Annotated in this window: 19 protein-coding genes, 2 pseudogenes and 1 riboswitch; of the genes and pseudogenes, 13 read left to right on the forward strand and 8 right to left on the reverse strand. The window is 71.2% G+C overall.

Annotation, left to right across the window (positions count from 1 at the left end; translation table 11 throughout):
• Nucleotides 1–154: 154 nt before the first annotated feature.
• The gene (locus JHW41_RS19160) at nucleotides 155–3,724 is read right to left on the reverse strand and encodes a hybrid sensor histidine kinase/response regulator (protein WP_250444742.1); all 3,570 of its coding nucleotides are present in this window, start codon (nucleotides 3,722–3,724) and stop codon (nucleotides 155–157) included.
• A 505-nt stretch (nucleotides 3,725–4,229) separates the two neighbouring features.
• Here JHW41_RS19160 and JHW41_RS19165 point away from each other — a divergent pair.
• The 3 genes and pseudogenes from JHW41_RS19165 (at nucleotide 4,230) to JHW41_RS19175 (ending at nucleotide 6,191) form a co-directional block, all read left to right on the forward strand.
• Nucleotides 4,230–4,970 carry a YceI family protein gene (locus JHW41_RS19165; RefSeq protein ID WP_250451107.1) on the forward strand — a complete coding sequence of 247 codons (741 nt, stop codon included), beginning with the start codon at nucleotides 4,230–4,232 and terminating at the stop codon, nucleotides 4,968–4,970.
• Nucleotides 4,967–5,509, forward strand: a pseudogene (locus JHW41_RS19170) (cytochrome b); the annotation flags it as partial. The gene JHW41_RS19165 and the pseudogene JHW41_RS19170, both read left to right, overlap by 4 nt.
• 127 nt (nucleotides 5,510–5,636) lie before the next feature.
• On the forward strand, nucleotides 5,637–6,191 hold the full coding sequence (locus JHW41_RS19175; protein WP_250444745.1) for a YceI family protein: 555 nt from the start codon (nucleotides 5,637–5,639) through the stop codon (nucleotides 6,189–6,191).
• A gap of 251 nt (nucleotides 6,192–6,442) precedes the next feature.
• Here the strand turns inward: JHW41_RS19175 and JHW41_RS19180 are convergent, their stop codons facing one another.
• On the reverse strand, nucleotides 6,443–6,673 hold the full coding sequence (locus JHW41_RS19180; RefSeq protein ID WP_057946548.1) for a glutaredoxin family protein: 231 nt from the start codon (nucleotides 6,671–6,673) through the stop codon (nucleotides 6,443–6,445).
• Between the two features lie 214 nt (nucleotides 6,674–6,887).
• Between JHW41_RS19180 and JHW41_RS19185 the strand changes: the two genes are divergently transcribed.
• The 7 genes from JHW41_RS19185 to JHW41_RS19215 all read left to right on the forward strand — a co-directional run bounded on the left by JHW41_RS19185 (nucleotide 6,888) and on the right by JHW41_RS19215 (nucleotide 15,935).
• Nucleotides 6,888–8,291, forward strand: coding sequence for an L-serine ammonia-lyase (locus JHW41_RS19185; protein ID WP_057946547.1), 1,404 nt, complete (start codon nucleotides 6,888–6,890; stop codon nucleotides 8,289–8,291).
• 13 nt (nucleotides 8,292–8,304) lie between these two features.
• Nucleotides 8,305–9,054, forward strand: a complete 750-nt coding sequence (locus JHW41_RS19190; protein ID WP_250444747.1) for a hypothetical protein — start codon at nucleotides 8,305–8,307, stop codon at nucleotides 9,052–9,054.
• A 1-nt stretch (nucleotide 9,055) separates the two neighbouring features.
• Entirely contained in the window at nucleotides 9,056–9,787 is a 732-nt protein-coding gene (locus JHW41_RS19195; RefSeq protein ID WP_250444749.1) for an alpha/beta fold hydrolase, read from the forward strand.
• 242 nt (nucleotides 9,788–10,029) lie between these two features.
• Nucleotides 10,030–12,888 (forward strand): xanthine dehydrogenase family protein molybdopterin-binding subunit, encoded by a 2,859-nt coding sequence (locus JHW41_RS19200; RefSeq protein WP_250444752.1) that lies wholly within the window; start codon nucleotides 10,030–10,032, stop codon nucleotides 12,886–12,888.
• Nucleotides 12,885–13,466, forward strand: coding sequence for a (2Fe-2S)-binding protein (locus JHW41_RS19205; protein ID WP_250444754.1), 582 nt, complete (start codon nucleotides 12,885–12,887; stop codon nucleotides 13,464–13,466). Before JHW41_RS19200 ends, JHW41_RS19205 begins: the two co-directional genes overlap by 4 nt.
• Nucleotides 13,463–14,752 (forward strand): cytochrome c, encoded by a 1,290-nt coding sequence (locus JHW41_RS19210; RefSeq protein ID WP_250444756.1) that lies wholly within the window; start codon nucleotides 13,463–13,465, stop codon nucleotides 14,750–14,752. Before JHW41_RS19205 ends, JHW41_RS19210 begins: the two co-directional genes overlap by 4 nt.
• A gap of 178 nt (nucleotides 14,753–14,930) precedes the next feature.
• Complete coding sequence (locus JHW41_RS19215; protein ID WP_428995573.1) at nucleotides 14,931–15,935, forward strand: alpha/beta fold hydrolase; 1,005 nt, start codon at nucleotides 14,931–14,933, stop codon at nucleotides 15,933–15,935.
• 77 nt (nucleotides 15,936–16,012) lie between these two features.
• Here the strand turns inward: JHW41_RS19215 and JHW41_RS27395 are convergent.
• Nucleotides 16,013–16,225 (reverse strand): annotated as a pseudogene (locus JHW41_RS27395) (hypothetical protein); the annotation flags it as partial.
• 625 nt (nucleotides 16,226–16,850) lie between these two features.
• Here JHW41_RS27395 and JHW41_RS26075 point away from each other — a divergent pair.
• From JHW41_RS26075 to JHW41_RS27405, 3 genes are all read left to right on the forward strand, one after another.
• The gene (locus JHW41_RS26075; protein ID WP_343226620.1) at nucleotides 16,851–18,863 is read left to right on the forward strand and encodes a glycosyl hydrolase family 18 protein; all 2,013 of its coding nucleotides are present in this window, start codon (nucleotides 16,851–16,853) and stop codon (nucleotides 18,861–18,863) included.
• Nucleotides 18,864–19,175: 312 nt separating this feature from the next.
• Nucleotides 19,176–19,235 carry a DUF6053 domain-containing protein gene (locus tag JHW41_RS27400; protein WP_428995574.1) on the forward strand — a complete coding sequence of 20 codons (60 nt, stop codon included), beginning with the start codon at nucleotides 19,176–19,178 and terminating at the stop codon, nucleotides 19,233–19,235.
• A gap of 32 nt (nucleotides 19,236–19,267) precedes the next feature.
• A complete protein-coding gene (locus JHW41_RS27405; protein WP_428995575.1) occupies nucleotides 19,268–19,381 on the forward strand; it encodes a DUF6053 domain-containing protein in 114 nt (37 codons plus the stop codon).
• Nucleotides 19,382–19,386: 5 nt separating this feature from the next.
• On the opposite strand, the gene JHW41_RS27410 is transcribed toward JHW41_RS27405, so the two are convergent.
• The 5 genes from JHW41_RS27410 to metX all read right to left on the reverse strand — a co-directional run bounded on the left by JHW41_RS27410 (nucleotide 19,387) and on the right by metX (nucleotide 24,348).
• On the reverse strand, nucleotides 19,387–19,431 hold the full coding sequence (locus JHW41_RS27410) for a hypothetical protein (protein WP_428995576.1): 45 nt from the start codon (nucleotides 19,429–19,431) through the stop codon (nucleotides 19,387–19,389).
• Between the two features lie 35 nt (nucleotides 19,432–19,466).
• Nucleotides 19,467–20,651: a DUF3089 domain-containing protein gene (locus tag JHW41_RS19230; protein WP_250444760.1), complete on the reverse strand. Its 1,185-nt coding sequence runs from the start codon at nucleotides 20,649–20,651 to the stop codon at nucleotides 19,467–19,469.
• Between the two features lie 248 nt (nucleotides 20,652–20,899).
• Nucleotides 20,900–22,045 carry a homoserine dehydrogenase gene (locus JHW41_RS19235; protein WP_250444762.1) on the reverse strand — a complete coding sequence of 382 codons (1,146 nt, stop codon included), beginning with the start codon at nucleotides 22,043–22,045 and terminating at the stop codon, nucleotides 20,900–20,902.
• Nucleotides 22,042–23,253: an O-succinylhomoserine (thiol)-lyase gene (locus JHW41_RS19240; RefSeq protein ID WP_250444765.1), complete on the reverse strand. Its 1,212-nt coding sequence runs from the start codon at nucleotides 23,251–23,253 to the stop codon at nucleotides 22,042–22,044. Before JHW41_RS19240 ends, JHW41_RS19235 begins: the two co-directional genes overlap by 4 nt.
• Nucleotides 23,254–23,280: 27 nt before the next feature.
• A complete protein-coding gene (metX, locus tag JHW41_RS19245; protein WP_250444767.1) occupies nucleotides 23,281–24,348 on the reverse strand; it encodes a homoserine O-succinyltransferase MetX in 1,068 nt (355 codons plus the stop codon).
• Nucleotides 24,349–24,417: 69 nt separating this feature from the next.
• A riboswitch (SAM riboswitch) is annotated at nucleotides 24,418–24,552 on the reverse strand.
• Nucleotides 24,553–24,567: the final 15 nt, after the last annotated feature.

Consider the following 24,567-nt stretch of genomic DNA (forward strand, 5'->3'; position numbering starts at 1 on the left):
GCGTCGGGCCTGAAAGCCCTCCCACAAGAGCAGAGGCCCTCCCACTAGAGCCAGGCCCTGCCCGCAATGCCGCCGGCCCCGCATCGTTTCAGGCCCGATGCTGTTGTGGGAGGGCCTTCAGGCCCGGCGCTTTCGGCTCAGCCCGCCCGCGCCCTCACGCCTCGCGCTCGAACAAGGCCCGCAACGCCTCGGCCAGCATCGCGCCGGTCACCGGCTTGCGCAGGAAACGGTCGAAGCCGGCCTTCGCCGCCTGCGGTTCGGCGTCGGCGTCGGCGCGCGCGGTCACCGCCACCAGCGGTTGGGCGAAGCCTTGCGCACGCAACTGCCGGGCGAGGTCGAGGCCGTTGATGCCCGGCAAGTCGAGATCGAGCAGGGCCAGGTCGAAGCGCGCGGTCGCCACTTCGGCCAGCGCGGCCAGGCCGTTGGCGACGTGGGTGACGCGGTGGCCCTGGGTGCGCAGCAGCCCCGCGATCACCTCGGCCACGGTCGGATCGTCCTCCACCAGCAGCACCGCGCGCGGCCCGACGTGCGGCCGCGCCAGCTTCGGTTCGTTCGCCGCGGCGCTGTGCGCCGGCGGCTCGGCCTGCGCCAGCGGCAGGTCGAACACGAAACGCGCGCCCTGCCCCGGCTCGCTGTGCACCGCGATCAGGCCTTCCATCGCCGCCGCCAGTTCCTGGCTGATCGCCAGGCCCAGGCCGCTGCCGCCGTAGCGCGCCGCGGTGCGCGCGCCTTCGGCCTGCTCGAAGCGACGGAACAGGCGCTGCTTCTGTTCCTCGTTGAGGCCCGGGCCGGTGTCGCTGACTTCGAAGCGCACGCCCTGCGGGCTCAGCCGCTCCACCCGCAACCCGACCGTGCCGGCATCGGTGAACTTGATCGCGTTGCCGAGCAAGTTCAGCAGGATCTGGCAGACCCGGCTGGGATCGCCGCGCAAGCCGGCCGGCGCGGCGGCGTCGACCTCGACTTCGAAACGCAGCCCGCGCTGTTGCGCCAGCGGCCGCATCAGGTCGGCCGCCTGCGCCACCAGCGCGCGCAGGTCGAAGGGTTCGTGCGCGAGTTCGAGCTTGCCCGATTCGATCCGCGCCAGATCCAGTGCGTCGTTGACCAACCGCAACAGATGTTCGCCGGCGCGTCGGATCGATTCGGTGTAGCCGCGCTGCTTCTGATCCAGCGGCGTGTCCAGCAGCAACTCGCTCATGCCGAGCACGCCGGTCATCGGCGTGCGCACCTCGTGTCCCAGCGTCGCCAGGAACCGGGTCTTGGCCAGCGAGGCCTGCTTCGCCACTTCGCGCTCGTGCTCGGCGCGCTGCCAGTTGAGCCGCCGCGCCAGCCGCCGCCGGTACGCCATCGTCGCCCACCACGCCGCCAGCGCGATCAGGCCCAGCAGCGCCGCCAACGCAGGCGGCGTGCGCCACCACGGCGGCCGCACGTTGAATTCCAGGGTCCGCTCCAGCGCGGCGTTGCCGTTGGCGTCGACCGCGCGCGCGCGCAGCACGTAGCTGCCCGGCGGCAGGCCGGCGAACACCCGCTCGCCGCTTTCGCCGACCGCGACCCAGTCGCTGTCGTAGCCCTCCAGCCAGGTGTAGTAGCGGTTGGCCTGCGGATCGTCGAAGGACAACAGGCGCAGTTGCACGCGCATCTCGCGGTCGTCCGGCGCCAGCGTCGGCAGCGCTTCGTAGCGCGAGGCGCGCTCGGAACCCGACGGCCGCACCGGCCGGTGCAGCGGCAGCGGCACCCAGCGGCCGTGGCGGCGCACGTCGAGTTGGTGCCACACCAGCCGCGGCTGGCGCGCGGCCGGGTCCGGCCAGGCGGTGTCGATCAACACCACGCTGCCGTCCGACAGCGACGCGGCCAGGGTGCCGTCGGCGGTCAGCACGCTGGTGCGGCGCAGGAATTCCTGGCTGCTCATGCCGTCCTGCACGCCGAAGCGGCGCAGGCGCTGGGTCTCGGGGTCCCAGCGGAACAGGCCGCGCGCGGTCGGCAGCCACAGCCGCCCGTCGCGATCGCGGAACAGGCCCGTGCCTTCGACCGCCGGGATGCCGCGCTCGACCCCGGCGCGTTCGCGCAGCAGCCAGCGCCCGCCTTCGCGGCGGTAGTGCTCCAGGCCGTTGAGGCGTTGCAGCCACAGGCTGTCGGCGTTTTCGAACACGAAGCCGAACACGCGGTCGCGCGGCAGGCCCGGCACCGCGACCATGACGTTGCGCGCGCCGTCGCGGCGCAGCAGGCCTTCGCCCGAGGCGATCCACAGCGCGCCGTCGGGAGCGAAGCCGATCGCGTCGAAGTCGCCGTTGCCGATGCCCTGCTGCGGACCGACCGCGACCGTGGACAGCACCTTGCCGGTGTCGGGATCGCGCTGTTGCAGGCCCTGGGTCAGGTAAGAGATCCACAGCGTGCCGTCGGGCGCGATCGCGACCCGGTCGGGTTCGCCGGGCAACACCGGGTCCTGCGCCGAATCGTCGCTCCAGTCGCGCCACGCGCCGGAGGGATCGATCCGCACGAGGTTGTTGCGGCTGGTGGCGATCCACAGCCGGCCGCGGCGGTCCTCGACCGCGGTGTTGGGAATGCCGCCCTTGCCGAGCGCGTCGTGCGGGCCGTCGGCGATCGGTTCGACCACGCCGTCCTGGCCGAGCCGCTCGATCTCGCCGCGCGCGCCGATCAGCCAGAAGCCGCCGCGCGCCGACGGCGCCAGCGCGGTGTACAGCTCGCTGCTGAGGGTGCCGCGCTCGCGCGAGTACTGGGCGATGCGGCGCCAGTCCGGGCGCAGGTAGCCCACGCCGACGCCGGCCAGCGGGAACCAGAACGAGCCGTCGTCCTGGCCGAGGATCTGCTGCACCGGCCGCGCCGGCCGCGCCGGGCCCAGCGCCATCGGCGCCGGCACCGTCTGCGGCGTGGCCCGCCAGATGCTGCGCTGGGTGCCGATCCAGAAACTGCCGTCGCGGTCCGGCGCCAGGCTCAGCACTGCGTTGAGCTGGGCGAACATCACCGAATAGTCCGGATCGCTCCAGCGCCCGTCGCGCTCGCGCCGGTGCAGGCCGCTCTTGCTGCCGACCCACAACGCCTCGCCGACCGGCGCCACGGTGAACACCCACGGCGCCGGGTCCTCGCCGGGCAAGGACAGGCGCTCGAAATCGCTGCCGGTCCAGCGCGCCAGGCCCTTGAACGTGCCGATCCACAACTCGCCGCGGTCGTCGAAAGCCAGCGACAGCACGGTCGAGGACGGCAGGCTGCGCGGGTCGCCGTCCTTGGGCATGAAGCGTTCGATCCGGCCGTGGCGGTCGATCCGGTGCAGGCCGCCGCCGTAAGTGCCGAACCAGACCTCGCCGTTGCGGCTGGCCACGCTGAAGGTGTCGTCGCTGCCGATCTGCGGATGCGCGGCGCGGCTGTACTGGACGAAGCCCTCGCGGCGCGCGTCCATCATGCTCAGCCCGCGGCCCTCGGCGGCGACCCAGATGCGGTCGCGGTCGTCGACGGTCACCAGGGCCAGGTCGTTGCCGGGCAGCGAGGCCGGATCGCCGGGCACGTGCCGCCACACCTTCATGCCGACGCCGTCGTAGCGCGCCAGCCCGTCGGTGGTGGCCAGCCACAGGTAGCCGGCATGGTCGAAGGCCATGCCGTTGACCTTGCTCGACGGCAGGCCGTCGGCGACGCCGATGATGCGCGCGCGCGGCGCCTCGGGCACGCCGGCCGCAGCCCAGGCGGGCGCGAGCGCGGCCGCCGCCACGGCCACGACGGCCAGGCAGGCGCGCCATCGCGGCCTTTCCCGTATCAGCGCTTGCAGCATCCGGTTCCCTCGCACAATGAAACACGCCGTCCTGGCAGCGCGCCGGCTGCGCCGGGATCAGCGAAACTGACGCCTCGCTGACACCCGGCTGACCACATTCTGGCATCCGGATTACGGTTTCGCTGGTCCGGCTGCGACATATTCCCCTGGCATAAGGCTCGGCGATAACCGCATCGGCAGGCAAGTCGCGACACTTCGGCCTTGGCGCGCGCCGCCGGCCCGGCGCATCGGCGCCCCGCGCCGAAACGGATCGTTGCGCGCGCCTGGACACGGCCTTGCGCCGCTGTGCCTAGAATCCCTGCCGAACCTTGCCGGAGCTGCCATGTCTCTCAATCGTCCCTGCGCCATCGTGCTGGCCGCGCTCGCCGCGCTGGCGGGCGCCGCGAGCGCGGCACCGGCGGGCGCGCAGCAGCCGGCCGCCGCGCCAGCGGACGCGCGCCAGCCGGTCGCCATACCGGCTGCCCAGCCGACCGCCGCGGCGAGGGACGCGCAAACCGAGACGACGCCCGCCGCCAAGTCCGATCCCGGCACCTACGGTTTCGACCCGGTCCACACCCGGGTCATGTTCGCCTTGTCGCATGCCGGCTTCTCCCAGGCCATCGGCACCGTCTCCGGCGCGGCCGGCACGCTGCGCTTCGACCCGGCCGATTGGCGCGGCGCCCGCCTCGACGTGCAGGTGCCGCTGACCCGGCTCGACCTGGGCGACGGCAAATGGAACAAGGCCGCGCTGGCGCGCAACCTGCTCGACGGCAAGCGCTGGCCAAACGCGCGCTTCGTCTCCGCGCGGATCGAACCGGCCGCCGGCGACCCGCAGCGCTTCCAGGTCTGCGGCACCTTGAGCCTGCACGGCGTCGACGGCCCGCTGTGCCTGCAGGTCCGGTTCAACCAGCTCAAGCGCCACCCGCTGCCGCCGTTCCACCGCACCGCGGGCTTCTCCGCGACCGGGACGCTCAGCCGCGCCGCGTTCGGCATCGACGCATGGAAGTCGGTGATCGGCGACGAAGTGGAACTGCGCATCGAGGCCGAAGCGGTGCGCGACAAATACGTAGGCGATTCGCCCCAGGGCGCGGCCGATGCCGCCGCCGGCGCGGACGCCGCCGCCCATTCCGCCCCCAATTCCGATTCCGTGCGACCCGATCCCGCACCGCCCACTCCCGCCAACGCTCAGCCCGAACCGGAGCCCAGCCGATGACCTTGAAGAACACCGCCGACCGATGGGGCGCCGTGAGCCAATCGCTGCACTGGCTGATCGTGCTGTTGATCGCGGCCATCGCCGTGATCGGCCTGACCATGACCGACATGAGCAACGGGCCGTCGAAGATCAAGATCTACGCCCTGCACAAATCGCTCGGCCTGACCCTGCTGGCGCTGGTGGTCGCGCGCCTGCTGTGGCGCGTCTACGCAGGCGCGCCCGGGCCGGTGGCCGGCACCCCGCACTGGCAGGAACGCATCGCCTCGCTGACCCATTGGGCGCTGTACGCGCTGATGTTCGCGCTGCCGCTGTCGGGCTGGCTGTTCAATTCCACCGCCGGCTACCCGCTGCAGTACTTCGGCCTGTTCAACCTGCCCAAGCTCGCCGCGCGCAACGAAGAACTGGCCCAGCTGACCCGCACCCTGCACGAAACCGGCTTCTGGGTGCTGCTGGCGCTGGTGCTGGCGCACGCGGCGGCCGCGTTCTACCACCATCTGTTCCAGAACGACGCCACCCTGACCCGGATGCTGCCGGGCGGGCGCCGCACGTACGACGCCCTCGCCGACGCCGCCAACGGCCACGGCCCGTCCAGCGCCGACGACCGATCCCAGCTTCCGCCCACCCATCCACCCACCGCGTCCGCCCCCGCTTCCCCGGAGAACCGCAATGCGCCTTAAGTCCCTGGCCCTGGCCGCCGCCCTGACCCTCGCCGCCGCCCCGGCCTTCGCCGCCGACTACGTGCAGCAGGCCGGCTCGACCCTGACCTTCGCCACCAAGTACCAGGGCGAGGTGTTCGCCGGCAGCTTCCCCGGCTTCACCGCCCGGCTGAGCTTCGACCCGGCCAAGCTGGAAGGCTCCAAGCTCGACGTGGTGATCCCGCTGGCCGGCGCCAATTCCAAGAACGCCGAACGCGACGACACCCTCAAGGGCAACGAATTCTTCGACATCGCCAAGTTCCCGCAGGCGCGCTACACCGCGACCAAGTTCCGCAGCCTGGGCGGCAACAACTACGCCGCCGACGGCAGCCTGACCCTGCGCGGGGTCAGCAAGCCGGTGACCTTGAACTTCACCTGGACCGCGGGCGCCAAGCCGGTGCTGGCCGGCAAGGCCACGGTCAAGCGCCTGGACTTCAACGTCGGCGGCGGCGACTGGGCCGACACTTCGATCATCCCCAACGAAGTGGCGGTGAGCACCAAGGTCACCTTCGCCCCGGGCAGCTGAGCGCTGCCGCGCGACCGAAACGGGGCCCTCGCGGCCCCGTTTTTCTTCGCGATCCACCTGTAGGAGCGGCGCGAGCCGCGACCGCGACAACACAGCTACGACGCAAGTTTCAGCGCAGCTGCGTTGTCGCGGTCGCGGCTCTCGCCGCTCCTGCACAGGGCTCGTGGGAGGGCCTTCAGGCCCGATGCCTTCCGATCCGACGCGACATGGCGACCGGAGCGAAAAGCATCGGGCCTGAAGGCCCTCCTACTTCAATCCGCCGCCCGCAGCCACGCCGCCAGCCGCCCGGCATCGAACGGCCAATCCAGCTCGACCCCGCGCGCCTCGTCGCGCAGCACCGGCACCCGCGCACCGTAGCGTTCTTCCAGCGCCGCATCCTCGTCGATGAAGACGCTCTCGAACTCCGGCGCGCGCGCCTGCGCCAGCACCGCCAGGGCCAGGTCGCACAGGTGGCAATCGTCGCGTTGGAACAAAGTCAGCACAGTCGCTCCCTCATCGCTCGCGCGCCGGCACGCTCGCGCCGGCGCGGCTCAATGCGCCCAGGTATGGCCGAATCGCGCGCAAGGCGGCGAAAACCCGCCGCGGAGCGCGCGCGGCCGCGCGTAGAATAAGCGGTATACACACCCGCGCGGTGCCGGCGCGACGCGCCGCGCGCGGGCCGCCAGCAACGTCCGACCCCAGTTGGAGCAGCCAAACGTGGCCGTCAGTAGTTTCGACCTGTTCAAGATCGGCATCGGTCCGAGTTCCTCGCACACCGTCGGCCCGATGCGCGCCGCCGCGCGCTTCATCGAGCGCTGGCTGGTGGAAGGCTGCGGCGCCGGCGAGCCCGGCGCCGACCTGGCGCGCACCGCGCGCGTGCGCGCCGAGGTGTTCGGCTCGCTGGCGCTGACCGGTCGCGGCCACGGCACCGACAAGGCAGTGCTGATGGGGCTGGAAGGCCACTGGCCGAACCAGATCGACCCGGACATCATCCCGGCGGCGCTGGAACGCATCCGCAAGACCAAGCGCATCAACCTGTTCGGCCGCCACGAGATCGGCTTCGACGAGAAGCACGATCTGATCATGAACAAGCGGCAGAAGCTGCCGTTCCACACCAACGGCATGCGCTTTACCGCGTTCGACGCCGACGGCAACGTCATCGCCACGCGCGATTACTACTCGGTCGGCGGCGGTTTCGTGGTCAACCAGGACGAGGCGGCCGAAGACCGCATCGTCGCCGACACCACCGACCTGCCCTACCCATTCCACTCCGGCGACGAGCTGCTGGCGCAGTGCGCGCGCAGCGGCCTGTCGATCGCCCAGCTGATGATGGCCAACGAGCGCGTCTGGCGCAGCGACGAGCAGATCAACGCCGGCCTCGACGAAATCTGGGCGGCGATGCAGTCGTGCGTGAGCCGCGGCATCCGCGAGACCGGCACCCTGCCCGGCGGCCTGCACGTCTCGCGCCGCGCGCCGAGCCTGCACGCCGAACTCGCCGCTAAGCCCGAGGCGGCGATGCGCGATCCGCTGACCGTGCTCGACTGGGTCAACCTGTACGCGCTCGCGGTCAACGAGGAGAACGCCGCCGGCGGCCGCGTGGTGACCGCGCCGACCAACGGCGCGGCCGGCATCATCCCTGCGGTGCTGCACTATTACGACCGTTTCTGCCCCGGCGCCAACCTGCAGGGCGTGCGCAACTTCCTGCTGACCGCGGCCGCGGTCGGCATCCTGTACAAGGAAAACGCCTCGATCAGCGGCGCCGAAGTCGGCTGCCAGGGCGAGGTCGGCGTGGCCTGTTCGATGGCCGCCGCCGGCCTGGTCGGCGCGCTCGGCGGCAGCGCGAGCCAGATCGAGAACGCGGCCGAGATCGGCATGGAACACAACCTCGGCCTGACCTGCGACCCGATCGGCGGGCTGGTGCAGATTCCCTGCATCGAGCGCAACGCGATGGGCGCGGTCAAGGCGATCAACGCCTACCGCATGGCCATGCGCGGCGACGGCAAGCACAAGGTCAGCCTGGACAAGGTGATCAAGACCATGCGCGACACCGGCCGCGACATGCAGGACAAGTACAAGGAAACCTCGCGCGGCGGTCTCGCGGTCAACGTCATCGAGTGCTGAGGACGACACCGGCATGGACGCCCCGCAACGACACATCGACGACGGCCGCGGGCTGTGGCGCTACGCCGAGCGGATCGAGGTGCGCTGCCCGCGTTGCGCGCGCGCCGGGCAGGTGCGCGCGCCGCGCGGCCAGGACGGCGAAGTGCGCTTCGCCTGCGCCGGCTGCGGGTTCGACGCGGCGACGGTCTCGTGCTGCGGCCTGCATGCGGCGCAGCGCGACTGGTACGGGCCGGTGCGCTTGTACGGCCGGCGGCCGTGCGGCTATTGCGGTCACCAGTGGATCTGCGTCGACCGGGTCCACGACGGCCGGCCCGCGCACCCGCCGCAGCGGCTGAGCGTGCGCTGCCGGGTCTGCGCGAGAGAGAGCGAAGTCGAGGTGCAGACGACACCGCACCGCGGCCATGAACCGCGCGATCCGCACCTGGGCCTGCCGCTGCTGTTGCTCGAACCCACCCGCCACGGCCTGCTGTGGGCCTACAACACCGAGCACCTGGACGAACTGCGCCGCTATGTGGCCGCGACCCAGCGCGAGCGCCTGCGCAGCGCCGGCAACGCCTCGATGGTCTCGCGCCTGCCGGCGTGGATGAAACTGGCGCGGCATCGCGGCGCGATGCTCAAGGCGCTGGACCGTCTGCAAGCGCGATTGGGCGCGGACGGCGGTGCCGATGCGCCCGTCGCGACGCCTCCACGCGCGGCGTCGCGCGTACGCGTCGACGAAGCCGCCGCCCGACGCGCTCGCGTGGCGCGGCGCCGGCGCGGCTGACATGCGCTGCCTGGTCCTGCCCGGACTCGACGGCGGCGGCGCCTTGCTCGACGACTTCCTCGCCGCGATGCGGCCGCGCCGGGATGCGCATGCGCTGGCCTATCCCGGCGACCCGGCGCTGGGCTACGCGGAGCTGATCGACTGGGTCTGGCCGCGGCTGCCCGCGCACGAACCGTTCGCGTTGATCGGCGAGTCCTTCTCCGGCCCGGTCGCGGTCGCGCTCGCCGCGCGGCGGCCGCCGCAGCTCAAGGCGCTGGTGCTGTGCGCATCGTTCGTGCGCGCGCCGCGGCCGCCGTGGTCGCCGCTGGGATTGGCCGCGCTGCCGGCGTGGACCCACCGCCTGCCGCTGCAGCGCGCGCCGCTCGCCGCCGTCGCGCGCGCGGCCTTGGGGCGATGGTCGACGCCGCAGCGTCGCCAGCGCTTGCGCGTCGCGCTCGACGCTTTGGATCCGGCGGTGCTGCGCCGGCGCCTGGGCGAGATCGCCCGCGTCGATGCGCGCGCGGCGCTGGCCGGCGTGGCGGTGCCCACGCTGTACCTGCGCGCGACCGCCGACCGGCTGGTCTCGCGCGAAAGCTGGGAAGACATCCGCCGCGCGCGGCCGCGGACCGAATGCATCGCGCTGGACGCGCCGCACTTCGTGCTGCAGGCCTGCGCCGAAGAAGCTGCGGCGCGGATCGGCGGCTGGCTGGATCGCCGCGGCGACGGCGATACGGTTCGAGACGAGGCTTCATAGCGATCGGAACGGAAGGCATCGGGCCTGAAGGCCCTCCCACAACAGCGGGACGCGCTCTTGTGGGAGGGCCTTCAGGCCCGACGCTCTACGCTCCGACGCGACACAGCCGGCACCGTCGCTCACGCTCCTTCATCCCTGCCGCCACGCCGGGCGCACACCACGCACAGGCGCGCGGACTTCACCGCGTTTTGCCGCGCAGCATGCGCTTACTATGGGCCGAAGCCAGCCGGAGCCCGTCGCTCATGCCAGCCCGCCTAAGCCGCCGCGACTTCCTCAAGTGCAGCGTCATCGCCGGCATCGGCGTCTACGTCGCCGCGCCCGGCAGCGCCGCGCTCGCCGCCCTGTTCGAACGCGAGCGCCTGCGGCCGATACCCTGGGACCCGGCGACCGGCCGCATCCGCTACCGCACCGACGCCACCGCCAAGGCCAGCGGCGAGAAAATCTTCAGCTTCGACATGCGCTCGCGCGACCTGCCCGGCTGGCCGCGCGAACAAGCCCACGCGATGCTGCTGCGCACCACCCTCGCCGACCGCGCCTACCAAGGCTTCGACCTGTCCTCGCTGCCGGCCGACCTGCGGCCCGACCGCGTCGTCACCGCCGACGACCTCGCCCGCGACCGCGTCGCGTTCCCCGCGTTCTACGGCGAAGACCTGCTGCTGCCGCCGGGCAAGACCCCGGCCTACCTCGGCCAGGCGGTCGCGCTGCTGATCTGGAACGACTTCGCCCGCTTCCGCGCGGCCAAGAGCCGGCTCAAGTTCCGTCCCGAGCTGATCCGCTGGGGCGCGCAGACCGGCCCGGTCGAGCGCCCGCCGTGGGCGACCTTTCGCTACGTCCGCGTCGGCGGCACGGACGCCTACGCCGACGACGTCTATTCCAGCTACAAGGACACGGTGCTGTTCCCCACCGGCTACCGCAAGCAGAACCCCGAGTGGGTGCAGGGCGACGCCGGCGGCAAGCTCGACGCGCAGGGCGTGGCGCATGCCGATGCGATGGCGGCCGAACTCGATACGCCGGCGCCGGGCAAGCTGGTGATCGAACGCGAGTATTTCTCGCAGTCCATCGACACCGCGGCGATGGAACTCGACAACGCCAACGGTTGGTTCGATGCCGAAACCGGCACCGTCCATTTGGTCAGCGCGACCCAGTCGCCGAACGAGATCGCCGAAGACGGCGCGCGCATGCTCGCCGCCACCGGCTTCGGCGTGAAGCGGCTGGTGCTGCACCCGTGCTACACCGTCGGCTACGGCTCCAAGGACCACAACCCGTTCCCGTTCGTGGCGTTGATGGCCGCGCTGTACGGCGGCGGCCGCCCGGTGCGGCTGGCCAACGACCGCTACGAGCAGTTCCAGTCCAGCCTCAAGCGCCACAGCTTCCGCATGCGCTACCGGCTGCAGGCCGACCGCGCCAGCGGCAAGTTCGAGATATTCCAAGGCCGCATGACCGGCGACGGCGGCGGGCGGATGAACTTCTCGCCGTCGGTGTGCCTGGTCGCGGCGACCGCGGCGCAGTCGATCTACTACCTCCCGCGCAGCGACCTCAGCAGCACCGTGATCGCCTCGCGCGCGCTCGACGCCGGCTCGGCGCGCGGCTACGGCACCCTGCAGAGCATGGGCGCGACCGAAATGCTGGTCGACGAGATCGCCGCCGAACTGGGGCTCGATCCGATCGAACTGCGCCTGCGCAACGTGTTCGCCACCGGCATGAAGAACACCCAGGGCGCGATCCCGGCCGGCGCGCAGCGCGCCGACGAAGTGCTGCGCAAGTCGCGCGCGCATCCGCTGTGGACCCGGCGCGAAACGCGCAAGCGCGAGTACGAGGCCGCGCATCCGGGCAAGCGCTACGGCGTCGGCTACGGCTGCGTGCAGAAGGACTACGGCACCGGCGGCGAGGCCGCATTCGCCGAAGTCGCGCTGACCGCGCAAGGCCGCATCCGCCTGCGCCACATCGGCATCGAGATGGGCACCGGCATGGCCACCAGCCAGGCCGCGGTGTGCGCGAAGTGGCTCGGCCGCCCGGCCGACGAAGTGCTGACCGGCGAAACCGACTGGGCCGCGCTGCCGATGCGCGCCACCGACGACACCTGGACCATGTCGCAGGCGACCCAGGACGCGCATGTCGGCGATCCGCGCTGGACGCCGAACTACGCCAGCCCGTCCAGCGCCAGCAACTCGGCCTATTTCTTCAGCCACGCCACCCGCGAGGCGGCGCGGCTGGTGTTCACCCAGGGCCTGTGGCCGGCGGCGCTGGCGCTGTGGGGCCAGGGCTACGGCGGCGGCCAGCTGGCGCCGCTGTCGGTGCGGCGCGAGGACGCGCGCTGGGTCGAGGGCCGGCTCAGCGCCGGCGGCCTGGCGCCGCTGACGCTGCAACAGCTCGCCGCCAAAGCGTTCGAACTGGGTCTGGCCACCGCCGCGACCGTGCACAGCTTCAACCGCTGGCAATGGGCCGAGGCCGAATTCCCGCTGTCCGGCGACGACGCGCGGCTGCCGCTGGACGGCGTCGCGCTGCGCTGGGGCGACGGCCAAGGCGCCGGCGCGGGCACGCCCACCGCCGAGGGCTATCGCATGATCGAGCGCAGCCGCGCGCATTACCCGCCGACCCAGCGCAACAACGCCGGCGTCACCTATTACGCCGCGATCGGCACTATCGCCGAGGTCGCGGTCGACACCGCCACCGGCCAGGTCGAACTGCTCGACCATCATTCGATCCTCGAATGCGGCACGCCGATCGTTCCCGAGCTGGTGTCGAGCCAGTTGCAGGGCGGCTTGGCGATGGGCATCGGCCACGCGCTGCACGAATTCCTGCCGCTGTACGAGGACGGGCCGGGCGACGGCAGCTGGAACTTCAACCGCTACCAGCTGCCGCGCGCGCGCGACGTGGCGGTGTGGGCGCAGAGCGGCGAGATCCTGCCGCCGCTGTCGCCGTCCGACGCGCCCAAGGGCATGGCCGAGGTGGTGATGATCGCGGTGGTGCCGGCGATCGCCAACGCGGTCGCCCACGCCATCGGCCACCGCTTCCGCGAGCTGCCGATCACGCCCGACAAAGTCCAGGCCGCGCTCGCCGCCGCCGAATCCGCGCCGCGCGCGCAGCAGGCCCGCGCATGAGCCAGGGCAGCCTGCGCCTGATACCGCTGACGCTGCGGATCAACGGCCGCGACCACGGCCCCATCGACGTGCCCGACGACATGATGCTGGTCGACGTGCTGCACGAATACCTCGGCCTCACCGGCACCCGCTTCGGCTGCGGCCAGGGCGTGTGCCGCGCCTGCACGGTCATCGTCGACGACGAGCAGGGGCCGCGCGAGGTGCGCAGCTGCATCACCGGCGCGCACTATTTCCAAGGCAAGGCGATCCGCACCGTCGAAGGCCACGCCAAGCGCGGCGACGACGGCGCGCTGCTCGAACTGTCGGCGGTGCAGCAGGCCTTCCTCGATCATTTCAGCTTCCAGTGCGGCTATTGCACGCCCGGGTTCGTCAATGCCGCAACGGTGTTGCTCGAACGCCTCGGCAAGCAGGCGGCGCGCGATTACCAGCGCGATGAGGTCCGCGCGCTGATTCTCGACGCGCTCAATCCGCACCTGTGCCGCTGCACCGGCTATGTGCGCTATTACCAGGCGGTCGAGGAACTCGTGCTCAAGCTGCCGACGGTGCGACTGCGCACGCCGGCGGAGGGTTCGCGATGAGCAAGCGCCGCTGGAAACGCCTGATCGCCTGGGCCGTGTTGGTCGCGCTGGTGTGGTTCGCGCTGGATTGGCTGGCGGGTTGGTGGTATCGCCGCGGCCCCGCGGTGCGGGTCGACGCCACGCCGGCGCAGATCGAGCGCGGCCGTTATCTGGTCGCCGCGGCCGACTGCGCCGCCTGCCACACCGCCGACGGCGGCGCGCCGTTCGCCGGCGGGGTGCCGCTGGCCTCGCCGTTCGGCGTCATCCACGGCACCAACATCACCCCCGACGCCGACACCGGCATCGGCCGCTACAGCGCCGACGATTTCTTCCACGCCATCACCCGCGGCGAGGCGCGCGACGGCCACCAGTTGTATCCGGCCATGCCCTACGTCTCGTACAAGACCATCGCCCGCGCCGACAGCGACGCGATCTACGCCTACCTGATGACCCGGCCGGCGGTGAAGCGCGAGAACAGCGCCAACGGCGTCGGCTTTCCGTTCAACATCCGCACCGGCATCCACGCCTGGAACCTGCTGTTCGCCGGCGCGCAGGCGCGGCCGGCGTCGCAGGGGCAGTCGCCGCAGTGGAAGCGCGGCGAGTACCTGGTCGAAACGCTCGGCCATTGCGGCGAATGCCACAGCCCGCGCGGTTGGCTCGGCCAGGTCGACCGCTCCAAGCCGCTGGCCGGCAACGACGCGCTCGGCCGCTTCGCCGCGCCCGACCTGACCCCGCAAGGGCTGGCGCAGCGCGGCTGGGACCGCGCCGGCCTGCTGGACTACCTCGCCCGCGGCGTCGCCGCGCACGCGGTCGCGTCCGACGAAATGCTCAAGGTGGTGAATCTGTCGACCAGCCGGCTGAGCCAGGACGATGTCGGCGCGATCGCGACCTACCTGCTCGGCGATGCGCCGCCGGCGCCGCTGGCGTTCGCGGGTGCGAATGCAGGTGCAGGTGCGAGCATCGGCGCCGACGGCGTACCCGCGCAGTCGCGCTACTTCGCCTTGTGCGCCGGCTGCCACGGCCGCGACGGCCAAGGCGTGCCGCACGTGGCGCCGGCCCTGGCCGGCAATACCGGCGTGCGCGATCCGAACCCGCACAACCTGATCGTAGCGATCCTCGACGGCCTGCCCGAGCACGATCTGCCCGGATTGGAGCGCATGCAAGACATGCCGGGCTTCGCCGCGCAACTGAACGACCAGGAGGTCGCCGAGCTGGCGCAGTGGCTGCGCGCGCGGTACGGCGGGCAGAACTCGCAGGTTTCGGCCGAGCGGGTGAAGAAATTGCGCGAGAGCGCTGGCTCGCATTGAAGCTGCGTGTCCGACCGGAAAGAAAAGCGTCGGGCCTGAAGGCCCTCCCACAACAGCAGGGCAAGTCCCAGGCTTTTGTGGGATGGCCTTCAGGCCCGACGCTCTTCGCTCCGATCGCCGGAGCCCCTGCTTTCCGCGGCGCGGTACGATGCCGACACCCCACCGCACCGCCTCCGCCATGCGCACCTTCGCCCTCGCTTCGCTGCTGACCCTGCTCGCGCCCACGCTGCACGCCGAACCCGCGCCCAAGCCAGTCGCCTATGGCGCCGAACTGGAAGGCTTCGACTATCCCTACCCGGTGCAGCGCTATCGCTTCCAGTCGCAAGGCGAAGCGGTGCAGATGGCCTACCTCGACGTACGCCCCGAGCGCGCCAACGGCCGCACCGTGGTGCTGCTGCACGGCAAGAACTTCTGCACCGCGACCTGGGAATCGACCATCGCCGCACTGCGCGGCGCCGGCTACCGGGTGATCGCGCCCGACCAACTCGGCTTCTGCAAATCCAGCAAGCCCGCCCACCACCAGTACAGCCTGCACGAACTCGCCGCCAACACCCATGCCCTGCTCGCCTCGCTCGGCATCGAGCGCGCCGACATCGTCGGCCACTCGATGGGCGGCATGCTCGCCGCGCGCTACGCATTGATGTATCCGCAGGCCACCGCGCGCCTGGCGATGGTCAATCCGATCGGCCTGGAAGACTGGAAAGCGCTCGGCGTGCCGTGGCGCAGCGTCGACGACAACTACGCGCGCGAACTCAAGACCAGCGCCGCGAGCATCCGCAAGTACCAGCAGGAGGTCTACTACAGCGGCCAGTGGAAGCCCGAGTACCAACGCTGGGTCGACATGCTCGCCGGCCTCTACGCCGGCCCCGGCCGCGAACGCGTGGCCTGGAACCAGGCGCTGACCTCGGAGATGGTGTTCACCCAACCGGTCGTGCACGAATTCGCGCGCCTGCGCGTGCCGACCGTCTTGTTCATCGGCCAGCGCGACCGCACCGCGATCAACCGCGACCTCGCCGACGACGCGCTTAAGGCCAGGCTCGGCCTGTACCCCGAACTCGGCCGCGCCGCGGCGAAGGCGATCGCCGGGGCGAAGCTGGTGGAGTTCGACGATCTCGGCCATTCGCCGCAAGTGGAAGCGCCGCAGCGGTTCGAAGCGGCCTTGCTGGATGCGCTGCGCGAGTGAGGCGCCGCTATGCGCGCCCGTGGGAGGGCCTTCAGGCCCGACGCTTTCCGATCCGCTCGCCACGCAGCGACCTGAGCCAAAAGCATCGGGCCTGAAGGCCCTCCCACTGCCAAAGAGCGCCTGTTCGACGACCCCGGCCATTCGCCGCAAGTGCAAGCGCCGCAGCGGTTCGAAGCGGCCTTGCCGGATGCGCTGCGCGAGTGAGGCGCCGCTATGCGCGCCCGTGGGAGGGCCTTCAGGCCCGACGCTTTCCGATCCGCTCGCCACGCAGCGACCTGAGCCAAAAGCATCGGGCCTGAAGGTCCTCCCACTCCCAACCTCCTCCTGTGGGAGGGGCTTCAACTCCAACGACTTCCGTGACGTCGTTTGACTCGAAGTCCGCCTTCACTGTCCATTGGACATCGATCCAAGTCACTGTTTTTCAACATCATCTCGCGCCACGACTCGCTGCGCCGCAGCAATCGACGCCATTTCCGGCAAACGTTGTCACGAGGTTCTGTGAACCAGCCCGCAAAGACTCGGACGCTTGGTTGACAACGTTGTCACGCGGCGCCAGTTTCCCGATCCGAACGGCGAGTCGACCGGTTCGTCGCCGCGGCAGCAGGGAGGACCACGCGGCAACGCCGCAGTCGCAAGCCAGGGCAATCGATTTCGCGCACGGCCGGCCTATCGCACCGGCCCGGCCGCCTCGGGCGGCGGTGCGCCGCAACACGGCAACGCACACGACGGCGCAACGACGCCGATCGACGAGGAGGCCCGAGCCTCCCATGCAATTGGAAGGTTCGACGACCTTCCTTCGACACGGGCGGGAATCGCCGTCGGCCGCGCGCGGCCGGCGAAGTCATGACTATGCATCGGGAGAGAGGAAGCACCATGAGACACGCACGGTCCGCCAACCTGCTGTTGCTGTCGGGCATGCTCGCCGCGTCGTCGATGTCGACGGCGTGGGCGCAAGCCGCCTGCAACGGCGTTCCTGCCTGGAACGCCTCCACCATCTACGCCGCCGGCGACAAGCTGACGTACCAGAATCGTCTCTATCAGGCCAACGGCCCGATCTGGAACACGCCGCCGACGCATTGTCCGAGCTGCAACTACTACACCGACCTGGGCGTGTGCGGCACCGGCCCGGGCAACCAGCCGCCGACGGTGAGCCTGACCGCGCCGAGCAACGGCGCCACCTACAACGCCGGCGCCAACATCGCCGTCAGCGCCAACGCCGCCGACAGCGACGGCTCCGTCGCCAGCGTCGAATTCTTCCGCGGCACGACCTCGCTCGGCGTCGACACCTCCGCGCCCTACGGCGTGACCTGGAACAACGCCACCGCCGGCAGCCACAGCTTCACCGCCGTGGCCAAGGACAACCAGAACGCGACCACGACCTCGTCCGCGGTCGCCGTGACCGTCAGCGGCGGCTCCAGCGACACCACCCCGCCGAGCGTGCCGGGCGGCCTGGCTTCGTCTTCGCAGACCGCCAACAGCGTGTCGCTGAGCTGGAACGCCTCGACCGACAACAGCGGCGGCAGCGGCGTGGCCGGCTACGACGTGTACCGCAACGGCAGCCTCGCCGGCTCGCCGACCACCACCACCTACACCGTCTCCGGCCTGAGCCCGAGCACCAGCTACAGCTTCACCGTGCGCGCGCGCGACAACGCCGGCAACGCCTCGGCGCAGAGCGGCTCGATCAGCGCCACCACCAAGCCGGGCGGCCCGGGCGGCAGCAAGTACAAGATCGGCTACTTCGCCCAGTGGGGCATCTACGGCCGCAATTACCGGGTCAAGAACATCGACACCTCCGGTTCGGCGGCGAAGATCACCCACATCAACTACGCCTTCGGCAACGTGCGCAACAACCGTTGCGAAGTCGGCGTCACCATCCCGTCGGATCCGAACACCGGCGCCGGCGGCGACGCGTTCGCCGATTACAGCAAGGCGTTCCAGGCCGGCGAGAGCGTCAGCGGCGCGGCCGACACCTGGGATCAGCCGCTGCGCGGCAACTGGAACCAGCTCAAGCAGCTCAAGGCCAAGCATCCGGGTCTGAAGGTGCTGATCTCGCTGGGCGGCTGGACCTGGTCGCGCGGCTTCTCCAGCGCGGCGCGTCCGGAGAACCGCCAGGCCTTCGTCGCCTCGTGCATCGACGCCTACATCAAGGGCAACCTGCCGGTCACCGACGGCGCCGGCGGCCCGGGCGCGGCGGCGGGCGTGTTCGACGGCATCGACATCGACTGGGAATACCCGGTGGCCTGCGGCATCGAGTGCGGCAAGCCGGAAGACAACGCCAACTTCACCGCGCTGATGGCCGAGTTCCGCCGCCAGCTCAACGCGGTGCGTCCGGGCCTGCTGCTCACGGTCGCGGTCGGCGCCGGCGTCGACAAGATCCGCGTGACCGATCCGGGCGCGTACCACCAGTACCTGGACTTCATCAACGTGATGACCTACGACTTCCACGGCGCGTGGGATCCGAAGACCGGCCATCACTCGGCGCTGTACGCCTCGCCGAACGATCCGTCCACGGGCGATCAGAAGCTGTACAACTCCAACGACGCGATCCAGGCCTTCATCACCCGCGGCGTGCCGGCGTCCAAGCTCAACCTCGGCATCGGCTTCTACGGCCGCGGCTGGACCGGCGTGCAGAACGTCGCCAACGGCCTGTACCAGAACGGTACCGCGGCGCCGGGCACGTACGAGGCCGGCATCGAGGACTACAAGGTGCTCAAGAACAAGCCGGGCACGATCTACACCGACGCCACCGCCCGCGCCACCTGGAAGTACGACGGCAGCACCTTCTGGAGCTACGACACGCCGCAGCTGATCAACGAGAAGATGCAGTACGTCAAGGCGCAGAACCTCGGCGGCGCGTTCTTCTGGGAGTTCAGCGGCGACGACGCCACCGGCAGTCTGGCGACCGCGATCGACGACGGGCTGAAGTGAGTCCGGGCTGAGTCGACGCCCGAGCGGCAAGCCCCTCTCCCGCTCGCGGGAGAGGGGTCGGGGCGAGGATCATCATCGCCTCTCGTATTCGTCTGAAGCGCTTCAGGGGCGTTTCGAAGTCCAAGTTTTGCAAAGCCGCGGCGAGCGATACGTCGCGGCGATCTGCAGCGGAGCGCCGGTCATCCCCCCGATCGGCGCTCCGATTTCGTTTTTGCGGTTTGGGGATTGCGGTAGCCGTGAAGGTGCGGTCCGGTTGCCAGACATCGAAGCTGGCTGCTCTCCAGCGCGAGCGATGCAGGAAGCCGCGTCGCGATCCGGGAAAAGAGCGTCGGGCCTGAAGGCCCTCCCACAGGAGCGAAGCATCGGCGCTGAGGGGCTGCTGCCAAAGCGATGCGCCAGGCTTCATCGCAGTCTGGGAAAAGAGCGTCGGGCCTGAAAGCCCTCCCACGACAGCACAGCCTCGCCGGCCGCAGCAGTGGCTGAGGACCTTCAGGCCCGATGCTTTGCTCTTGTGGTAGGGCCTTCAGGCTCGACGCTTTGCTCTTGTGGGAGGGCCTTCAGGCCCGATGCTTTTCGCTCAGTCCGCCGCGCAATCCGCCGCGCTCAATGCCCGCGCTTGCGCCCCGCCGCCGCCTTCGCCGCGGCCGGCGCCGTCGCGCCGCGCATCGCCGCCGCGCGCCGCGCCGCGTTGGCGCGGATGTCCATGTAGAACAGCTGGTAGTCGTTGACGTGCTGGTCGCCGCCGAACCACCACTGCCGCCATTCGCCGTCCGGCAACGTGGTCTGCAGCAAGCCGTCGCCGTCGCAGCGCGCGCTCACCCGCCGCGGCTGCGGTTCCGGCAGTGGGCGGTTGCGCTCGGCGTGGATCGCGCCCAGGTGCGCCGATTGCGGACTGGACTCGCCGTCCGCGCGCCAGGTCACCGGGTTCACGCACAGCAGGCGCGGATGCTCGACGCTGCGAAAACCGCCGGGATACCACGCGCGCACCTGCTCGAAACGCTTGGGCCGCTCGCCCGGCTCGAACGCGTCGGCCTCGATCGCGTTGAAGAACACCGCGCAACCGGTCTGCTCGGGCGTCGCGCACAGCGGCACGCCCGGGATCGTGCGCCGCAGCGCGTCCTCGGGCACCGCCGCGCCGACCAGGTAGGCCGCGACGAGGCGCTTGCGCAGCGCCGGGTCGGCGGACAGGTCGGACATCAATTCCGACACCAGGCGCAAGCCGTGGCCGCTGCCCTGGCTGTGCGCGGCGATGATGAAGGGGCGCCCGTGCGACCACTGGCTCAGGAACGTGTCGAACGCCGCGCGCACGTCGCGGTAGGCCAGATCCAGGGCCCGGTCGCGGTCGGCGTCGGAGGCCGAGAGGTAACCGTTGAGGGTCATCTGCCGGTACTGCGGCGCATACACCCGGCCGACCTCGTTGAAGGCGCTGGCCTGCGCGCGCAGGGCGAATTCGGTGCCGCGGTTGGCCTGCTCGTCGTCGAGCGGCTGGTTCCAGCCGGCGCGGCTGAAATAGGTGGTGGGATGGATGAAGAACACGTCCACGGGCGCATCCGCCTGGCGGTTGCGCATGCCGATGGGAGTGGCGTCGGCGTCGTCGCGTTTTTCCGGCAGCGCCGCCCAGAAACGGGCGTCGCGGTAGTCCGGCGCGGCCGGTTCGGGGGTGCGGTCGAACTCGCGCTTGGGGTCGAGCACCATCCGCTTTACCGGCGTGACCACCCGCTGCATCGGGGCGCAGCCCGCGCTGCACGCCAACGCGACCGCCACCAGCCAACCCGCGCCGCTCTTCATGCCCACCTGCCCGTAGTCTGGAATGCCGGCGCGGCCGGAACGATTCCGGCGGCGCCGCGCGGCATTCTAGGACGGCCGCGCTGCGCTTGTCGGCCGGTTTGCACGGATTATGTGGTGCCGGCATGTAGCGGCCGCGTCGTAGGCTTTCGCGGTTTGTAACAAAGGGTGACGGTGGGCGGCTTCCGCTGCGTGCGCCGCCACTACGCAGGGCCCCGATGCGCGCGGCAACACCGCCGCCGCGGCGTCGTTCAGCCTGCCAATCGCAGCACGTCGTCGAGCAGGCCCGCGGCGGTGACCTCGGCGCCGGCGCCGGGGCCCTGGATCGCCAGCGGCTGGGCGCGGTAGCGGTCCGACCAGATTGCGACCTTGTTGTCGGTGCCGGCGCCGCCGGCGAGCGGATGGTCGCCGGGCAAGGACTGCAGGCCGACCTCGGCGACCACGCGGCCGTCCGCGGCGCGCTCCAGGCGGGCGATGAAGCGCAAGCGCTCGCCGTTCTTGTAGGCCTGCGCATAGCGCTCGCGCAGCGGCGCGTCGAGCGCGGGCAGCGCGGCGTCGACGCCTTCGCGGCTGAGGATCGCCAGTTCCGGCGGCACCAAGGAGGCGACTTCGACCTCGCCCGCCTCCAGCGCCACGCCGGCTGCGCGCGCCAGGATCAGCAGCTTGCGCCGCACGTCCTCGCCGGACAGGTCGTCGCGCGGGTCCGGCTCGGTGTAGCCGGCGTCGCGCGCCTGCCGCACCAGCGCCGAGAACGGACGCATGCCGTCGTAGTGGTTGAACAGCCACGCCAGCGAACCCGACAACACCCCGGCGACGGCGTGGATGCGGTCGCCGCCGGCCTGCAATTCGCGCAACGAACGCAGCAGCGGCAGGCCCGCGCCGACCGTGGCGCTGTCGCCGTAGCCGGCGCCGCCGGACGCGCAGGCCTCGCGGATCGCGCGCCAGCGCGCCAGCGTGGTGCCCTGGCCGATCTTGCACGCGGTGACCACATGGATGCCCTGCGCCAGCCACTGCGCGTGGCGCTCGGCCACCGCCTCGCTGGCGGTGGCGTCGATCACCACCCGCGCGCCGGAACCGCCGGCCAGCGCATCGGCCACGTCGTCGAGCGAGCTGCGCTGGTCGGCCGCGGCCAGGGCGCTGGCGGCGTGCTCGGGCACGATGCCGTCGGCATCGGCGGCGGCGCGGCGCGAATTGGCCACGTGCACCAGGCGCAGCCGCCCGTCCAGCGGACCGCCGCGCCAACCGCCGAGCCGCGCCAGCACCGCGCCGCCGACCGTGCCGGTGCCGAGCAAAGCCACACGCGCAGGCGCCGCGCCGACCGTTGGGGAGGGACGCAGCGCCGGCGCCTGCGCGAGGGCTTCGGCTCCGTGCAGGGCGCTGGCGGCGACGGCGCTCATCGTTTCGCGCGCGCCGCCGTGGCCACCGCCGCGCTGGCGCGGTCGAGCGCGGCCTGCAGGTCGGCGATGAGGTCGTCGACATGCTCGATGCCCACCGACAGGCGCAGCAGGCCGTCGCCGATGCCGGCGGCGGCGCGCGCTTCCGGCGACATCGCCGCGTGGGTCATGGTCGCCGGATGCGCGACCAAGCTCTCCACGCCGCCGAGCGATTCGGCCAGGGTGAAGCAGCTCAGCCCGTCGACGAACGCGCGCACCGCCTCGACGCCGCCGTCGATCTCGACGCTGAGCATCGCGCCGAAGCCCTTCTGCTGGCGCGCGGCCAGGGCGTGGCCCGGGTGCGAGGCCAGCCCCGGGTAATGGACCACGCGCACCGCCGGATGGGCGTCGAGCAGTTCGGCGATGGCCTGGGTGTTTTCCTGGTGCACGCGCAGGCGCGCGTCGAGCGTGCGCAGCCCGCGCAGGGTCAGGAAGGCGTCGAACGGCGAGCCGGTCAGGCCCAGCGCGTTGGCCCACCAGATCAGCTTCTGGTGGTGGTCCTCGCTCTTGGCGACGACCGCGCCGCCGACCACGTCGCTGTGGCCGTTGATGTACTTGGTGGTCGAATGCACGACCAGATCGGCGCCGAACGCGATCGGGCGCTGCAGCGCCGGCGACAGGAAGGTGTTGTCGACCACGGTCAGCGCGCCCTTGGCCTGCGCGGCCTCGATCACGAAGCGCAGGTCGGTGATGCGCAGCAGCGGGTTGGACGGGGTTTCGATCCAGACCACGGCCGGGTTGGTCGCCAGCGCCTCGGTCAGCGAACGCGGGTCGGTCAGGTCGGCGGTGATCAGCTCGAACGCGCCCTTGGCCGCGAGCGCGTTGAACAGGCGCCAGCTGCCGCCGTAGCCGTCGTGCGGCACCACGATGCGGTCGCCGGGCTTGAGGAAGGCGTGCAGCACCAGGGTGATCGCGGACATGCCGGTGGAGGTGATCACGCCGCCGGCGCCGCCCTCGAGTTCGGCCAGCGCTTCGCCGAGCAGGTCGCGGGTCGGGTTGCCGCTGCGGGTGTAGTCGTACTGGCGCTTGTCGTTGAAGCCGGCGAAGCTGAAGTTCGACGACAGCACGATCGGCGGGGTCACCGCGCCGTAGGCGGCGTCGCGGTCGATGCCGGCGCGCACGGCGGCGGTACAGGCGTTGCGGGTCGGGGTCTGGATGGTGTCGTTGCTCACGTCGGCCGTTCCTTTAGGGTTGAATGCTCAGGCGGCCGCCGACGTACAGTCGGCCAACGCTTCGCGAAGAATGGTGTCGATCTGGGACTGTTCTTTCAGGCAGGCGTCGTGGCCGTAGATCGAGCGCAGCACGCGCAGGCGGGTTTCGCCGCGCAGGCGCTCGACCAGCTCGTAGTTGTCGCCCAGCGGGATCAGCCGGTCTTCGCCGACCGCGACCACGGTGACCGGGATGCGGATCGACGCCGGATCGACCTGCTGCAGGTCGATGGATTCCGACAGGCGCAGGAACGCGGTCGGCGAGGTGCGGGCGACGTACTTGTTGCCGCAATGGTCGAGATAGTCCTCGGCGTCGACGCGCACGCGGCCGTCGACCACTTGCGCAGCGCCGAAACGCTCGGCGAACTCTTCCGGGGTGCGGTAGCTCAGCACCGCCAGTTCGCGCGCCAGCGCCAGGCCCTGGGCCTCGTCGCATTGCAGCGCGCCGAGCGCGACCGCGCGGCGCTGCAGCGCGCGCCACGCGGCGGCATAGGGATGGGCGCGGTGGGTGCCGCTGATCGAAACCAGCGACTCGATCCGCTGCGGATGGCGCGCGGCGAACTGCAGGCCGACCATCGCGCCGTAGGAATAGCCGACGAAGGCCTGCAGGCGGGCGATCTTCAGCGCGTCGAGCAAGGCGGCGACGGCGTCGGCCTGGTCGGCCGGATCGATCGCGACGTCGAGCGCGCCGTCGGCGCCGACCCAGTCGAACGAGACCAGGCAGTGCTGCGCCGGATCCAGCGAACGGCCCGCGCCGACCTGGCTTTCCCACCAGCCGGCCTCGGCGAATTCGCGGCTCGGCGCGAGGTGGCGGTGGGCGGAGATGCCGCCGGCGACGAACACCGCCGGCAACGCGCGGTCGCCCTGGATTTCATAACGCAGGCGCAGCGCGCGGCGGCCGGCGTGGCGCAGCTGGAGTTCGACCGCGATCTCGCCGCGAACGGCGCGCGGCGTCGGCGCGCGCTCGAAGGCGGCGGCCGAAGCGGCATAAAAGGCGTAGGAATCGCTGCGTTCGACGCTGGCGGCGCTGCGGCTGTCGATGCTGGGGGCGAAGCTCATGGCGGGCATCCGGAAGTGAACGGACCACCGAGCTTGCAAGTCGCGCACGCGCTGCGGGGCGCGTGTTCGCAACCATCTTCCGACCGACGCCTCTACGTCTCGATGACGGGGCGGGCCGCAGGAATTGGCACCTTCGCGCAGCTTGCGCTGCGTTGGGTTGCCCCGGCTTCTAAGGGCCTGTCCCTCAGCCGGTCTCGATGGATGGGCACAGTCTGCCGA

The organism is Lysobacter enzymogenes (assembly GCF_023617245.1).
GTDB classification, from domain to species: Bacteria; Pseudomonadota; Gammaproteobacteria; order Xanthomonadales; family Xanthomonadaceae; genus Lysobacter; species Lysobacter yananisis.

Coding starts and splice junctions, on each gene's coding strand:
- JHW41_RS19175 (WP_250444745.1), top strand. CDS start 5,637: ATGCGCCTTAAGTCCCTGGCCCTGGCCGCCGCCCTGACCCTCGCCGCC.
- JHW41_RS19190 (WP_250444747.1), top strand. CDS start 8,305: ATGGACGCCCCGCAACGACACATCGACGACGGCCGCGGGCTGTGGCGC.
- JHW41_RS19195 (WP_250444749.1), top strand. CDS start 9,056: ATGCGCTGCCTGGTCCTGCCCGGACTCGACGGCGGCGGCGCCTTGCTC.
- JHW41_RS19200 (WP_250444752.1), top strand. CDS start 10,030: ATGCCAGCCCGCCTAAGCCGCCGCGACTTCCTCAAGTGCAGCGTCATC.
- JHW41_RS19205 (WP_250444754.1), top strand. CDS start 12,885: ATGAGCCAGGGCAGCCTGCGCCTGATACCGCTGACGCTGCGGATCAAC.
- JHW41_RS19210 (WP_250444756.1), top strand. CDS start 13,463: ATGAGCAAGCGCCGCTGGAAACGCCTGATCGCCTGGGCCGTGTTGGTC.
- JHW41_RS19215 (WP_428995573.1), top strand. CDS start 14,931: ATGCGCACCTTCGCCCTCGCTTCGCTGCTGACCCTGCTCGCGCCCACG.
- JHW41_RS26075 (WP_343226620.1), top strand. CDS start 16,851: ATGCTCGCCGCGTCGTCGATGTCGACGGCGTGGGCGCAAGCCGCCTGC.
- JHW41_RS19230 (WP_250444760.1), bottom strand. CDS start 20,651: ATGAAGAGCGGCGCGGGTTGGCTGGTGGCGGTCGCGTTGGCGTGCAGC.
- JHW41_RS19235 (WP_250444762.1), bottom strand. CDS start 22,045: ATGAGCGCCGTCGCCGCCAGCGCCCTGCACGGAGCCGAAGCCCTCGCG.
- metX (WP_250444767.1), bottom strand. CDS start 24,348: ATGAGCTTCGCCCCCAGCATCGACAGCCGCAGCGCCGCCAGCGTCGAA.